This is a genomic window from Streptococcus sp. 596553, assembly GCF_900411395.1.
Taxonomy (GTDB): domain Bacteria; phylum Bacillota; class Bacilli; order Lactobacillales; family Streptococcaceae; genus Streptococcus; species Streptococcus mitis_BA.
Map to the genome: position 1 here is coordinate 40,342 of NZ_OXCQ01000008.1, position 16,719 is coordinate 57,060.

A 16,719-nucleotide genomic window follows, 5' to 3' on the forward strand; every position below is an offset into this window, starting at 1 on the left:
AGGAGAAATGTATGGGATGGTGGCGCGAAACCATTGATATCGTAAAAGAAAATGATCCAGCGGCCCGCACCACTTTGGAGGTTTTGCTGACTTATCCAGGTGTCAAGGCCTTGGCGGCCCACCGTCTTTCGCATTTTCTCTGGAAGCATGGCTTCAAACTCTTGGCTCGTATGCACAGTCAGTTTTGGCGCTTTTGGACTCAAATTGAGATTCATCCAGGTGCTCAAATCGACTCTGGAGTCTTTATTGACCACGGTTCTGGCTTGGTGATTGGAGAGACGGCTATCGTTGAGACGGGAGTTCTCCTCTATCATGGGGTGACTCTTGGGGGAACAGGGAAAGACTGTGGCAAACGCCATCCAACCGTTCGTCAGGGTGCCCTTATATCAGCGCATGCCCAAGTTATTGGTCCTGTAGAAATTGGTGCAAATGCCAAGGTCGGTGCTGCAGCAGTTGTCGTAGCAGATGTACCTAGTGATGTGACGGTTGTCGGTATTCCGGCCAAGATTGTCCGAGTTCATGGACAGAAGGATGAACCGACGATCCACGAAGTTGAAGAAAAACGAGAGTACTACGTCAATAAACTCGAGCAGGCTAAAGATGCCAGTCACAGATCGTCTGGATTATAATTTATGATGATTCTTTTATCTATTAACATTTTTTAAAAGACGATATTCGACTGAGTAGGTCGTAAAGCAAAAGGGCGACTGTCAGCCCTTTTCTTGCATTTATTTGATTCTTCTTTTACTTTTTAGAAAGGAGCAAGGGATTCCGAAGTGTAGAGACATTCGGACTGAAATTCAATTGAACTCTTAGTGCTGAAACTAATTGTTCTTGGATTTTGGATTTCCTGACTATGATTTATGATTAAAATCTATGACACTATGTCTCGTGATTTGCGAGAATTTGTCCCGATTGAGGACGGCAAGGTCAAGATGTATGTTTGTGGGCCAACCGTGTACAACTATATCCACGTAGGGAATGCCCGTTCAACGGTGGCTTTTGATACCATTCGTCGTTATTTTGAGTATCGTGGTTATGACGTCGCCTATATTTCCAATTTTACGGATGTGGATGATAAGATTATCAACCGTGCCAAGGAAGAAGGTATTACGCCTCAGGAGGTTGCGGACAAGTACATTGCTGCCTTTCGTGAGGATGTGACGGCCTTGGGCGTCAAACCTGCGACTCGCCATCCGCGTGTGGTGGAGTTTATGATTGACATCATCCGCTTTGTGAAAGATTTGATTGAAAAAGGTTTTGCCTATGAGAGCCAAGGGGATGTTTACTTCCGTGTGGAAAAATCCCACAACTATGCTAAATTAGCAAATAAAACCTTGGAAGATTTGGAGCTAGGTGCTTCAGGTCGAACCGATGAAGAAACGGCTCGTAAGGAAAATCCTGTAGACTTTGCCCTATGGAAAGCTGCCAAATTAGGCGAGATTTCTTGGGACAGTCCTTGGGGACCTGGTCGTCCAGGCTGGCATATTGAGTGTTCGGTCATGTCAACAGAGATTTTGGGCGATACCATTGATATCCACGGTGGTGGAGCCGACCTAGAGTTTCCACACCATACCAATGAAATTGCCCAGTCAGAAGCAAAAACAGGCAAGACCTTTGCCAACTACTGGATGCACAATGGCTTTGTCAATATCGATAATGTCAAGATGTCCAAGTCCTTGGGTAACTTTATAACTGTACATGATGCCCTTAAAACTCTTGACGGACAGGTACTTCGATTCTTCTTTGCGACTCAGCATTACCGCAAGCCAATCAACTTTACAGAAAAGGCAGTGCGGGATGCAGAGACTAATCTCAAGTATCTGAAAAACACCTATGAGCAACCATTTACTGGAACTGTAGATGCTCAAGAGTTGCAGGCTTTTAAAGATAAGTTTGTGGCTGCAATGGATGAAGATTTTAACGCTGCTAACGGAATCACAGTAGTCTTTGAAATGGCCAAATGGATCAATTCCGGCAACTATGATGCAAGTGTTAAGGAAGCTCTGGCGGATATGTTAGAAGTCTTTGGAATTGTCTTTATTGAGGAAGTTTTGGATGCAGAGATAGAATCCTTGATTCAAAAACGCCAAGAAGCGCGTGCCAATCGTGACTTTGCGACAGCGGACCAGATCCGTGACCAATTGGCTACTCAAGGGATTAAGCTCCTTGACACCAAAGATGGAGTGAGGTGGACTCGTGATTGATGTCAATCTCATTAACGGGATTGCGCTGGCCTTTGAAGGAGATGCGGTGTATTCTATGTATATTCGCCGTCACCTCATCCTCAAAGGTATGACCAAACCCAATAAACTCCACCAAGAAGCGACCAAGTATGTCTCAGCCAAAGCTCAGGCTCGCCTGATTTCTCTTATGTTAGAGGAGCAGGTCCTAACGGAAAAAGAAGAAGAAATCTACAAACGTGGTCGCAATACCAATAGTCACACAAAGGCTAAAAATGCTGATGTAGTGACTTACCGTATGTCCACAGGTTTTGAAGCCGTGATAGGCTATCTCCATATGACTGAAAATCTAGAACGTCTTGAGAGCTTGATTTCGTGGTGCATCCAAAAAGTGGAGGGCTAGGACATGATGGCAAAAGAACTACAAGACTGGTTTCCTGAGGCTCAGATTTCAGACCAACCAGTAGAGAAAGAGGGTTATCTCACTCTTCCTTTAGCTTCTCAACAGTGGATTTTGCTGGAGGAAGCTGGGCTCAGTGAGCGTGAAAAGCAGTTGGTTGCTCTTTTGACCCAGCAGGAGCAGGCTCGTTCGCTCAATCCTTGGTATTCTTATCTGATTGAGGGGAAGGGACAGGCACCACAAACTTTTAAAAAGATTCAGTTGGTTTATTGCCATCTTTCCTATTTTCAACAGGAAAATCTAGCTTCTTGGCTGGATATGATGCGGACCCTTTTTCCTAACTGTCAGACGGTGATTCAGGTTGGAGCTCAGGATTATGTTTTCGTGCTTCAACAAGACAAATACACCTCTGTACGAGCTATTTTAAGTGATACGATTGAAGCGGTTGAGTATGACTTTGGACTGCGTCTATCTATCATGTTAGGACAGGTTTGGTCTCAGACGGGGCATCAAGCCCTATCAGACTTGATTAAAGCGGAGCGGGATTTATTTAAGACTTGGTGGCGTCAGGGTCATCAAGGTGTTCATACTTTTTCTCAGCTCTATCTTTGGAGTATGGGAGAAAGACTCGTGGACTTGAGAGTAATCAAGGAATGTCTACACCAGATGATTTTGGATCAAGATCAGATTCAGGAAATCATCCTCTCTCTTTGGGAAAATAGTGCTGTTCTCACTAAAACAGCCCAGAAACTCTATCTGCACCGCAATTCTCTCCAATACAAGATTGATAAATGGGAAGAGTTGACAGGGCTTCAGTTGAAAGAGTTGACCGACCTGACCTTGTGTTATCAATTGATTTTAGGTTCTTTGTCAACTATAGTTGGTTTGTAAAGAAGTTAATATTTGGAGAAGAGGATTGCCATCTTCTCCATTTTTATGTGCAGAGTTATAGTGGATTGATGCTGGGAAAGTACACTGTGACTGCTAAAACATTCCTAGAACTTGCTTTGATTTTCCTAATCTATTCATGTAAAATTTATGTTATTTCACTATAGTTGTTTGATTTTTGTTTAGTATTAGAAGATTGAAAATCAATGAATAAATCTACCAGCAGATGACTCAAAACGTCCTTTTGAAGCTCTAGGTAAGGCAAAGTTGACGTAGTTTGAAGAGGTTTTCGCATAGTAGGAACATCCAATTTTGGTGTGTTTACTTATGGAGTTTTTCCTAGTGATACTTATATTTAGACACAAAACTATAGCTTGAGAGCTAGTCATTTTCAGATAAGATTTAACTCTTCCTAATACTGGGTTTTGTTTGCTTTTCAGAGTCCTTTTCTACTAGAAACTGGGATGTATCCTATTTATAGGAGTAATCGCTAGAAATATGGTAGAATCAAAAAAAGAATCAGCTGCTTTTTTATGTAAATTTCAACCTGTGAAGTCTAAAAATTTTTAACTTTCTCCTTTCTTTTCCGAATAAATAGATAGTAGCAGTGAATCTAGCAAACCTAGATTAAAAAATGTGCTATAATAGAAGGAGGAAAAGGATGATTCTAAGACATCCGGGCATCAGCCCAACCAACGATTTGGTTGCTAAGAAAATCTTTAGTAATCCAGAAATCACTTGTCAATTTATTCGCGATATGCTGGACTTACCAGCTAAAAATGTGACGATTTTAGAGGGAAGCAATATTCACGTCTTGCCTTCCCTGCCTTACTCAGCGCAGGATTTTTATACCAGTATAGATGTTTTAGCTGAACTAGATAATGGGACCCAAGTAATCATTGAAATTCAAGTTCATCATCAGAATTTTTTTATCAATCGCCTGTGGGCTTACCTGTGTAGTCAGGTCAATCAAAACCTAGAAAAAATTCGTCAGCGAGAAGGAAATACTCACCAGAGTTATAAACACATTGCACCAGTTTATGCTATCGCAATTGTGGACAGCAATTATTTCTCAGATGATTTGGCTTTCCACAGTTTCAGTATGCGAGAGGACACGACAGGTGAGGTCTTAACCATCACCAATAATGGACAAGAAAACCATCTGGTTAAGATGGCATTCTTGGAATTAAAAAAATACAGAGAAACCAGCAAAGATAGCATTCGCAAACCGTGGTTGGAGTTTTTCGGTAACAAACCCTTTACCCAGCACCCCGAGCGAGCCATCAGCCAAGCAGATCAACTGCTGGACTACAAAAGCTGGTCCGAGGAGGACAGGAAAATGTTTAGCCAACTACGTATGCGTGAAGAACAAGCCTTGTTAGCGCAGGACTATGCCTTGGAACAAGCGGAGGAAAAGGGCTTAGAACGTGGTCTTGAACGTGGTCGGGCAGAGGGTTTAGAGCGTGGTCGAGCTGAGGGGATTGAACAAGGTATCGAAAAAGGTTTAGAACAAGGACTTGAACGTGGGAAAGTTGAAGGAAGTTTGTCTATGCTACTAAATCTGGTTCGTCAAGGTCTTCTGACACCTGAGGTTGCCAGCCAGCAGTTGGGAATGACTGTCTCTGAGTTTGAAGAATTATTAAAAGACCATCATAAATAAGAACTAAAAAAATACAGAGAAACCAGCAAAGATAGCATTCGCAAGCCGTGGTTGGAGTTTTTCGGGAATAAACCCTTTACCCAGCACCCCGAGCGAGCCATCAGCCAGGCAGACCAACTGCTGGACTACAAGAGCTGGTCCGAGGAGGACAGGAGAATGTTTAGTGAACAACGCAGACGCGAAGAACAAGCCTTGTTAGCGCATGACTATGCCTTGGAACAAGCTGAGGAAAAAGGGTTGGAACGTGGTCGTGCAGAGGGTTTAGAACGTGGACGAGCTGAGGGAGTTGAACAGGGATTGGAGCGCGGGAAAGTTGAAGGAAGGGAAGAAGGAAAACTTTTTGCCTTTCTGGATATGGTTCGTCAAGGTCTTCTAACACCTGAGGTTGCGAGTGAGCAATCAGGCATGACCGTGGCTGAGTTTGAAGAACTATTGAAAGAGCATCATAAATAAGATCTAACAAATACAGAGAAACCAGCAAAGATAGCATTCGCAAACCATGGTTGGAGTTTTTCGGTAACAAACCTTTTACCCAACAACCTGAGCGAGCCATCAGCCAAGCAGACCAACTGCTGGACTACAAGAGCTGGTCCGAGGAGGACAGGAAGATGTTTAGTCAACTACGTATGCGAGAAGAACAAGCCTTGTTGGCACAGGACTATGCCTTGGAAACAGCTAGGGCGGAAGGTATCGAACAAGGACTTGAACGCGGGAAAGCTGAAGGAAGTTTGTCTATGCTACTAAATCTCGTTCGTCAAGGTCTTCTAACATCTGAAGTTGCCAGTAAGCAGTTGGGGATGACCGTCGCTGAGTTTGAGGCGCTTTTGTAAGTTAGGGGATGTATCTAGCTTTTCTCTTAAAATCTTATCAGAGTGCTAGGAAACTTACATCATATTTCACGATTTTCAGCAGAATGCTTCTGCTGATTTTATATAGAAAAAATGGCAGATTTTATCTTTCTATAGATAAGGTCTGTTTTTTATTTATATTAAATTTAAAATATTATCCATAATAAGGTTGATAGATAAGGGTGTGCATATATATAATAGCAAGAAAATACTGTTATATCGGCTTTTTTGTTACTTTTTTAACGTCTCCACGAGACTGCTAAAAACTTCGCGTTTTGCTGTTCAAATTTGCGAAAATAGGATATAATAATAATATCTCGGAATTTGTCTTTTGACAAGTGTGGGAATAAAAAAAAACATATCCTTTCTTTAAATACCTAAAATATTTAAGGGGGGGGGGGTATTTTTTGCTACCTCCAGAAAGGGAAAACGAGAGGTAAGATAATGAGAAAATCATATCGTGATGATAATGGTGAAAAAATTTACCGTTACTCAATAAGGAAATATCATTTTGGGGCTGCTAGTGTTGCAGTGGCGGCTCTGATGTTCTTTGCGAATGGGGTGCAAGCGCAGGCCCCTGCAGTGTCTCCAGTAACAGCTAGTGATGTAGTTGCTGGACCTTCTGGAAATTCAGATGGGGATCCACAGGACTCAGATGAGGAGAGTCCTGAGAAAATGGCAGTAGTTGAACAGCCAGTTGAGCTCAAATCAGCAGGAGAATCTAGCGCTCCAGAAGCTAAAACTGAAGAAGGAAGTCAAGAAGAATCAGAAGCTGAAGTTAAAAGTCTTCAGCCCGAGATTAAGATAGATGAGAACGCAGAAGCTCCTCAAGTGACGAAGGAAAAGGATCAGGAAGGATCAGCGCCAGTAGCTGACACAAGTGCAGCCAAATCGACACAAAGCACCCTAGAAGCTTTGTTGGCAAATCTGACCCTAGACTCCATGAAGGCTCTCCACACTGAAGTGGAAGAAGGTCTCGCAAAGGCTAAGGCGGTCTTAGAGAATCCAAAATCGACACAAGCACAGGTTGATGAGCAAGTCAAACTCATGGAAGACCTGACTCGTCGGGTCAAGGAAGCTTTGTCACCTCAAGTTTCCACTCCTCCAGTCTTAGAAAAAGCAGGTCTGACAAACACTACGCTGGCTGCTCCAGAGGGGACTGTACTAACTCCAAAGGAAGCTGTTACAAAAGTCCTAGAGAAGAATCCTGTAGCATCAACTAATGGAGAAGTTAGGACTCCATCAACTAAACTTTCAAAGTCAGAAGTTAGTGATAATCAGAATAAAGAAAAATTGAAAGCGATTTCGAAAGATTTGTCTGCCTATTTGATACAGGCAAATGAAATCACACGTCCTGAGACTAAGAAACTTTTAGAAGGAGTAGAAGAAATTGTTAAATCAATTGAAGCTAGTGTATTACAACCTCAGTTAACACCAGCTGAAATTGAAGAACTCCTCAAAAAAGGAAAGCAAGCTGAGAAGAAACTTGCCTTAGCACTTACTCGTGAAAAATCAGGAAAACGTGATTTGCGAAATAGCAAACCCATGAAATCAGGGTCAGACTTTAGAGCTAATCCGACTGGTCTTAATACAAAAAGGGCGTATATTGTTCAAAATGGTGATGGTTCAGACTTGCCTGCTGAGACTTATTTGTATGCGATGAGAAGAGGCACTCAAGATAAATTATATTCACATGATGATGAAAAACCTGTAGAAGAAGCTTTGAAAGAGGCTAAGATAACAGTAAAAAAAGACCCTAAAGTTGATGGCGATTATATTTGGACTGTTACTTTCAATACTCATAATCACAATCACCAACATGCTCTATATTGGTTTACATTGCCTAAAGGACACACTATGGGTGAAACTCTTGGTGTTACAAGACAAAAGACAGGCAGTAGGACACTTGGCGGTTTCAATTTAGATACAGGATGGCGGAACAAAATAAAGGAGCATTTAGAAGCTACGGAAGCGGATTATGGAGATGCTACCAAACACCATTTTACTGACGCTTTTAATAGTGTGACAGATGTAACGGATAGCAATTTTATTATCGGATCTACTGATAGAGTTCAAACAACACCAGACGACTCTAGATCTTCGAATGCTTATTACTATTTAGGGCCTGCTTTTCACAAAGGTAGACGTACTGCTGATTGGAGTACAGCAATTTCTGATGGTGTAAAAGATAAAGCGAAAAGAAATTTAGACGGATTAAAAGAAAATACTGACCAATTATATTATTTAAAACATGATGGATCGGGTATTGTAACAATTTCTTATAAAACTCACACAGATAACAAATATGCACCACTTTATTATGCTGCAGGAATGAGGTCATATGAATATTCTTCTGGATTGCAATACTTCATGGCGAGAGGTTTACAAGAAAAGCCGAATGCTCCGACAGTTACACCTAATAGTGAGGGAGCAGTAACCGTAACTCCTTATGCTGATTCTGCTCAAAATAAAAACGTGGATAAGGTAGAACTTTTTTATACGAATAATGGTGCAAAGAAAACGGTAACCCTAATACGTAACCCTCAAGACGGAACATGGAGTAGTAGTGGGGATGGTGCGGATGGAATTCAAATCAATGGAAATTCATTTTCATTAAAAGCAGGAACTGCTAGTGTTGGAACAGATGTTATAGCGAAATCTTACTTTGGAAATAGTGATGCTAGTAACGAAAGTAGACAAACAATTCGTCAGCGTACTGCAACGCCAACAGTTACTGCCAATAAAGATGGTTCTGTGACAGTAACTCCTAACGGAAATGCTAACTCTTTGACTGTTAAATATATCGAAGAATCTAATAGTCAAAAAACAGAAATTACTGCTAATAAGCAAGGTTCTAGATGGACAGTGACGGGTGGTACCAATGTTACAATAAATCAAAGTAGCGGGACAATAACAATTCCAGCAAACAGTGTTGAAGACGGTAGTACAGTAGAAGCTCAAGCAAAAGCTGCAAATGAGTTCATGAGTGAAAAGGTTACTGTCAAAGCAAAAGCTCAAGACAGAACTCCACCAACGATTCGAGTTCGTAAAAATGGAACAAACACATGGTTGACGCCGGATAGCACAGGTAAAGTAGTAGTTGTTGCTACTCCTGAACGTAATAATGTAGAACTTGATGTAGATATTAAAGATGAAGCTAATGGTAGTGGATATGAATTTTCATCTAATGGTACTAATCCAACAGCAACACGAACGGTAGAAAATAGTGCAGATTATAATGAAAATTCTACAACGTATTCAGTTTATGGAAAAGCTACAGACGCAACCGCTAAATTGACAGTAGGATTGAAATCTGGAAAAACAACGACAGATTTTTCTGGCATTACGATGAAATTAAATGCTAAAGATAAAGCTGGTAATGCTACGAATGCTACGAATAAGAAAGAAGTAACAGTAAAAATCGTTTCTGCTAAACCGACATATCCACCACGTGTAAAAGTTTTAAATCCAACAAATATAAAGGATAAAGAGAAGGATACGATTTTAACTGCTATTAAAGAAGCGAATAAAACGAATGAAGCGAACCCAACCTTTACAAAAGGGACTGATGGAATCACGGCGACTTATACAGATGGAACGACGTATAAAGTACCTTATAGTGAAATCGTAACATATAATTATAGGGCAACGAAAAAAACAATAAATGTAGGTGAAAATCCAAATTGGGGAAGTCCTAAACAGTACTTTACTTATGAAGATGGAGGTGCTATTGGGGATGATAAGACATTCTTGTGGAAGGATTCTAGCACTCCGATGACTGCACCTAATACCCCTGATTTAACAGTAGGTACTAATAAGAGAGTAGAAGTGTTAGCTCCTAATCCAGAAGGGGAGACTCCTAAGACACTTACTTTAACTTACGATGTAGTGGACACAAAACCTCCTAAAGTTAAGATTAATGGCACAGAATTAGGAGAGAATGTTGATCAAAATCCTAGATTTGTTATTTATCGTGGAGCGGAATTTAATCCAACATTTGAAGTAGAAGATAACTCTGGTAAAACAACATATCTTAAAGCGTCAGGAATTCCAAGTGGGGTTTGGTTTAACAAACAAGGTGGAAGTGATGTTGAAAAAACTGATCTGACAAATAATAATAATCAGTACACTTTAACATCCAATAATATAGTGGATAATAACAATACACTTGGGGAACATACAGCTAGTGTTACTGTGAAAGACGCTTCTAGAAATACAAAAACGTACCAGTTTAAGTATATCATTGTTGATATTGAAGCTAAAAATACTCCAGATACAGTTCCTTTAAATACAAAACTAGTAGACCCAACAGATACAGGGCATGCTAAAGATTCACATCATTATGTTAAAGTATCAGACGGTAATGCACAAAAACCTGATGGTGATGATAACTACTACACAAGTGGTATGACATTTACATGGAGTAAAGACAATGCTGCTGTTACAAATAAAACTTTATTAAGTACACCAGGTGTAGTTGAATATACAGCAGTAGTTACATTCCCTAATAATGGTGCAAAATATTCGAAAACTGTTGATGGAAAAAATGTAACTGTTTATCCTCCTAAAAAAGATACTGTATCAGTAACATTCAGGGTTAAGCCGACAGCTCCAACGGTAAATCCAGACAATAACGGTGATGTAAGAGTTGGTCATACAAATGAAACAAATGTTAGTCGTATGGAAGTGACGTATACTCCAGCGGATAAGAATCGATTAGAAGATAATGGTAATGTGACGAAAACTGCTCAAGATAGAACAACGGTTATCGCTACTAAGGGATCTAATAATCAATGGAGTATCACGAGTGGTGCGAAAGAAGGAATTAGTGTTAATGCAACTACTGGGGAAATTACTTTAAAAGATCAAGTTGTTAAAGATAAAACAAAAATTCAAGCGAAAGTAGTTGCCCAAGAAGTTCCAAGTGATGAAAATGGAAATTCTGATTCTAAAGATGGCGATCGTACAAACCCAACAATTGGGTTGGGTAATACGCTTGTAGGTGTTAGAAAAGAGTTCAATCTTTCTCTTGATTTATCAGACAAAGGTGTAGGGATAGATGATTCAAATATCAAGGCTACTTTACCAGCAGGAGCAAGTGGTCTACGCTATGATGCAACAACAAAATCAATCACAGGAACACTAAGTTCAGCCGCTAAACATGAAGTTAAAGTAACAGTTTTAGATAAGAATGGGAATAAAGCTGAGAAAACAATCTCTATAGCTGCAGTGAAGCCTAAAGCTATTTATGCGATTAAAGATGGAACAATCGCTAATGTAGACACTCCAAGTCACTTTGTGGAAGTACCTGCAGGGGTAACAAATCCAAGCGTTGCTTGGAAAAATGGCAAACCTACAACAACTGCAGCAGGAACTACGAATAAAGCTGTAACGGTCAGTGCGACTGGTTATACTTCGACAGAAGTCGATGTTCCAGTAAAAGTTTACGACAGAGTGACGCTTAAGAAAGCAATGCATGTAAATGCATTGGGAACATTAGCAAACGGAAAGAATGCAATAGATTATGTAAATGGCGTTGGTCAGGGAGTAACCGTTAAATGGAAAGATGATCAAGTTCCAGATGTAAGTAAAGCCAATTCGAATCTAAAAGGATATATTGAAGTTTCTTATGCTACTGATGATCCAACTCAGCCTATTAAAGATACCTTAGAAGTAAAACTACCTACTTATAGTGCAACGTTGACACATCCTAGTTATGAGACGACGGTAGGAACACCATTTGGGAATTTTGATGCTAGAAGAGGAGGGTACTATACTGACGATTACCCTATTCAAGGAGAAAACTCTCCAGTTAAAGCTTTTTGGAGTTCAAAAAACTACTATGAAGCAGGTAGAGACAAGGCGGCTACTACTATAGGAAGAGTAGAAGATACGATTGGTGTATTTTTCCCTAATGAAGCTGGTAAGCCAGACTATGAAGACAAACGAAGACAATTATTGCCTATTATCTTTGATGTCAAACCAAAAGCACCGACGTTAACTGCAAATCAATTCCAAGGGAAAGCAGGAACTAAACCTGAGATTACAGTGAGCAATCTTCCAACAGATGATCAGTTGACGACAGGAGCAACTGTAAAAGTACAATTGAAAGATTCTAATGGCAATGTAGTTGCAGAAAAAACTGTAACAGAAAGAACAGGAAGTACAACGTTTGCTGAAGCTGACTACAAACAACCTGTGACATTGGGGCAACAATTGACAGCTAATGTAGTAGTTTCTGGAATGTATAAAAAAACAGTGAAAACTGATAGCGGTACTGAAAAAGTAGATACTAAGTATGACCTAGTCTCTAATAATAGTAATGGGGAACAAGTTACTCCTCAAAAACCAACCTTCGATACAGCAACAGTGACTTCAACTAGTCGTACGCTAAGCGGTACATTAGGTGGATTTAACGCTCCTAATAAAGTAGTCAAAGTTCATTTGAACGATGAAAAGAATACTGTTCTATCTAGTGAAAATAATGGTGGAGTAATCATCAACAACGATGGAACTTGGACAGCTACACTTCCTACTACTGTAAAACTTCGTCAATCAGTTGCTAAGAATGGAGAAACTACAACACCTCCAGCGATTACAGTGGAGAATACAGTCACAGGTGGAACAGTTTCAACTACAAGTGATGAAAAAGAAGTCACAATGGGTGCTTACTCTGTATCACCTACCATTGCTGGTAGCAAACATATTGATATTACAGTGCCACATGATGCCAAACGAGTTGAATTACGATTCCATAATAGCCAAGAAACAGGAGATAAACCAAATAGTATCACTCTTGTACGTGGCGCAGATGGAACTTGGCACACAGATGCAACTCGTGCTGATAATACAACGGTGACAGATGCTTCTGGATATGTCGGAAGAATTAGTTCTAGCGCAAGCAAGACTAATCCAGCAGAAAGTATTATTACTATTCCTCTTAATGAAGAAAGTAACGGTAAGAAACTTCACATTAGAGAAGAAGCTGCTAACGGAGATAATACAGCAACTTACGGCAAAGGACTAGGTTTACGTGTAGAATATCAACCAGAAGCAGGACAAGACCCAACGGCTACTGGAAACTGGAAAGTCGCTAGTGTTACGAATACAGCACCTACTATCAAAGTAAAAGGTGACACAGGAAAGGATGCAACTCATAGAAAAGTCTATGTTTCTGGAACAAGGTTGACAGCCGACTTGTTAAAAGATTTAGTGACAGTAACAGATGCAGAAGATGGACGTGCTACTGAAAGTGAAAAACCATACGGAACAGGAAATGTTAAGGTTGTATCTGAATTACCTACAGCAACAGGCGCAACTCCAGCTGGATTATACGAAGTTACTTTAGCGGCAGTAGATAGTCAAGGTAAAGAAGGAAGTCAAGTTAAAGTATATGTAGCTGTTAAAGAAGCAAGTCCAAGCGCCCCGGCAGTAGGACAATGGCAAAATGGAAATGTAAAAGTAACACCAAATTCTACAAATTCAGGGGATAAAATTACAATTCCTCTAAAATCAGGAAGTGTTGTAGTAACAAAAGATGCTCAAAATGGATGGCAAGTAACAGGACAACCTAATGGAGTAAGCGTTCATGATGGAAGTATCGAAATTCCACGTAACTTGGTAAATACTACAATAACAGTAACTGCAAGCAAAGGCGAAGGTGATGTTGAAGCAGTATCTGATGAAGGAGCACATACTTTAACAGCACATGAAGTTACAAAAGCAGACATTATTAAGAAACCAACGGATCACCTTACTGGAACAGATTTATATTCAGCAACAGGAGTCACAGGAGTTATTGAAAACGGCGTAACAAAAACATATCAAAAAGCAGGTATAAAATCTGTTACATTTGATGGACAATTACCAGAACTAGAAGCTGATAAGGAAAAACAAGTACCAGTAGTAATTACCTATAACGATGGTTCTAAAGAAAAGACTACTGTTACATTAAAAGTTGCACCAGCAGCACCTAACGTGACGGTCAACAAGCAAGATGGCACAACAGGAGATGTGACACTAACAATTAAACGACATGACGATACTAAGTACTCAGATGGTTCTGTAGTGACTGTCCCAGGAATAAACGAAACATTCAAAGTCAAAGATGGTACAATCACAATTAAGAACGACCAACTGAAAGATACAGTACAAACAGGTAAAGTTACTGTAACAGAAGACACGAAACTTCCAGCAGAAACTGATGGGGATAAGGTGATCCCAGCGAAGTTGAAAGACGCCACAACAGCAGTCGTCACTGGAACACAAGATCCAGCAACAGGAAATGTGACATACCACATTAATAAAGAAGGTAATACACCATATGCGAATGGCACGAAAGTAACCATTGCAGGAGTTCCTGGAGACTATACCGTAACGGATGGCACAATAACTGTAGATAACAGCAAGCTACCAACAGATAAGGACGATGCTGCAACAGTAACAGTGACAGAAGACGGACACAAACCAGCGACAACAACAACAAAAGTACCAGCGAAGTTGAAAGACGCCACAACAGCAGTCGTCACTGGAACACAAGATCCAGCAACAGGAAATGTGACATACCACATTAATAAAGAAGGTAATACACCATATGCGAATGGCACGAAAGTAACCATTGCAGGAGTTCCTGGAGACTATACCGTAACGGATGGCACAATAACTGTAGATAACAGCAAGCTACCAACAGATAAGGACGATGCTGCAACAGTAACAGTGACAGAAGACGGACACAAACCAGCGACAACAACAACAAAAGTACCAGCGAAGTTGGTACCAAGTGCCACTCCAACATTTACAGTAGGAACTCAAGATAAACTTGACGGACATGTGGATGTCACAGTTACAGGTGTTTCTGACGGTGCAAAAGTGAAATTACCAGGTGTTAATGGAGAAAAAGAGGTAAAAGATGGTAAAGTAACATTAACAAACGATGACTTACCAGAAAAATCAACCAAAGGAAAAGGAAGTGCTCAAGAAGACGGTAAACTTCCGACAGAAGGTACAAGCGAAATTACAATTCCTGGTAAACTAACTAGTGCTAAAGGTGCTCCAGCAATTGAGTTTAGAGTTAAACTTCCGTTACCACTTGTAGTTCCAGACCCTGAACATTTAACACCGACAGAAATAACGGAATTAGTGAAGAGGGTTAAAGAAGCTAACCCAGATAAGGAAGTTAAAGTTGATGATATGGGTAATGTTACTGTAACGGATAAGAATACTGGAGAATCTGCATTACTACCTGTAGAAGATTTAACCGTTAAAGACTTCACCCCAGTGAAACCAACCGACAAAGTTCCAGTCAAAGACAAATCCCACTTAACTCCAGAAGAGAAGAAACAAGTGGCAGATAAAGTCAAAGACAAGAACCCAGGTAAGGATGTAACGGTAGGAGACGATGGCACAGCAACAGTGACAGATCCAACAACAGGCATCAGTCATACAATTCCAGGAACAGACTTAGTGAACCAAGACTTCACCCCAGTGAAACCAACTGAAAAAGTTCCAGTGAAAGACAAATCCCACTTAACTCAAGAAGAGAAAAAACAAGTGGCAGATAAAGTCAAAGCTAAGAACCCAGGTAAAGAAGTAACGGTAGGAGATGACGGCACCGCGACAGTGACAGATCCAACAACAGGCATCAGTCACACAATTCCAGGAACAGACCTAGTGAACCAAGACTTCACCCCAGTGAAACCAACCGAAAAAGTTCCAGTGAAAGACAAATCCCACTTAACTCCAGAAGAGAAAAAACAAGTGGCAGACAAAGTCAAAGCGAAGAACCCAGGTAAGGAAGTAACGGTAGGAGCCGACGGAACAGCGACGGTGACAGATCCGACAACAGGAATTAGTCATACAATTCCAGGAACAGAGCTAGTGAACCAAGATTTTGCACCAGTGAAGCCAACCGAAAAAGTTCCAGTTAAAGATCCAAGTAACTTAACAAAAGAAGAACAAGATAAAGTTAAGAAAGCGGTAGAAAAAGCAAATCCAGGAAAAGATGTAACAGTCGATTCTAAAGGGAATGCAACCGTTAAGGATCCACGGACGAAAATTTCTCATGAAATACCAAATAAAGATTTGGTCATGGTTACTGGAAAAGGAGATTCAACAAAACTAGACCTTCCATCACTTATCATCACTAAATGGACTGATGAAGACGGAAATGATTTGAAACCTGCGGATGCTAAGGCTCCAACGGTATTAGGTGAAGCGAATGAAGCATTTGAACATGGTGAAATTGAAGGTTATGTATTTGTAAGAACAGAAACTGAAGGTGATGTTGTAACTCACATCTTCAGAAAAGTGAGTCCAGTTAGACCAACAGGTGACGGTCAACAAAGACCAGCTACGCCATCTGCCGATACAAATCGTAGACCAGATACTGCTACCCCTGATGAGGTGCCAGCTGCTCAACCGGCTGAACAACCAAGTCAAACAGTTGAAGTACCTGCTCAATTGCCGAATGAAGTGTCAGAAACGAATCCATCAGTTTCTCAACCGCAAGCAGTATTGCCAAATACTGGTACACAAGAAAACCGTGCTAACGGTGCATTAGGACTTCTCTCTCTTCTTGGTGCATTTGGTTTGCTATTTGCCAAAAAGAAAAAAGACGATGAAGAGGAAGCTTAAATAGAGGATCTCATCTGATCCTTAGTAGCTTTCCCTGCATAAAGTCTTTGTAAATCAAAAAGAACTAGAAAAATCACTCATTTGTGAAAATTCTAGTTCTTTTTTCGT

6 protein-coding genes and 2 pseudogenes are annotated in these 16,719 nt (G+C 40.5%); all 8 read left to right on the top strand.

Features of this window, described 5'->3' with window-relative positions:
* Positions 1-11: 11 nt before the first annotated feature.
* Positions 12-629 (top strand): serine O-acetyltransferase, encoded by a 618-nt coding sequence (gene cysE, locus DSY56_RS08370; RefSeq protein WP_112445046.1) that lies wholly within the window; start codon positions 12-14, stop codon positions 627-629.
* 234 nt (positions 630-863) lie between these two features.
* The gene (gene cysS / locus DSY56_RS08380; protein ID WP_112445049.1) at positions 864-2,207 is read left to right on the top strand and encodes a cysteine--tRNA ligase; all 1,344 of its coding nucleotides are present in this window, start codon (positions 864-866) and stop codon (positions 2,205-2,207) included.
* Positions 2,200-2,586: a Mini-ribonuclease 3 gene (locus tag DSY56_RS08385; RefSeq protein ID WP_050111512.1), complete on the top strand. Its 387-nt coding sequence runs from the start codon at positions 2,200-2,202 to the stop codon at positions 2,584-2,586. The genes cysS and DSY56_RS08385 overlap by 8 nt, the downstream gene beginning before the upstream one ends.
* Positions 2,587-2,589: 3 nt before the next feature.
* Positions 2,590-3,474: a helix-turn-helix domain-containing protein gene (locus DSY56_RS08390; protein ID WP_112445051.1), complete on the top strand. Its 885-nt coding sequence runs from the start codon at positions 2,590-2,592 to the stop codon at positions 3,472-3,474.
* 658 nt (positions 3,475-4,132) lie between these two features.
* A complete protein-coding gene (locus tag DSY56_RS08395) occupies positions 4,133-5,131 on the top strand; it encodes an Rpn family recombination-promoting nuclease/putative transposase (protein ID WP_112445053.1) in 999 nt (332 codons plus the stop codon).
* A pseudogene (locus tag DSY56_RS08400) lies at positions 5,132-5,584 on the top strand (Rpn family recombination-promoting nuclease/putative transposase); the annotation flags it as partial.
* 8 nt (positions 5,585-5,592) lie between these two features.
* Positions 5,593-5,961: pseudogene (locus tag DSY56_RS08405) on the top strand (Rpn family recombination-promoting nuclease/putative transposase); the annotation flags it as partial.
* Between the two features lie 462 nt (positions 5,962-6,423).
* The gene (locus tag DSY56_RS12440) at positions 6,424-16,611 is read left to right on the top strand and encodes a YSIRK-type signal peptide-containing protein (RefSeq protein ID WP_234990567.1); all 10,188 of its coding nucleotides are present in this window, start codon (positions 6,424-6,426) and stop codon (positions 16,609-16,611) included.
* Positions 16,612-16,719: the final 108 nt, after the last annotated feature.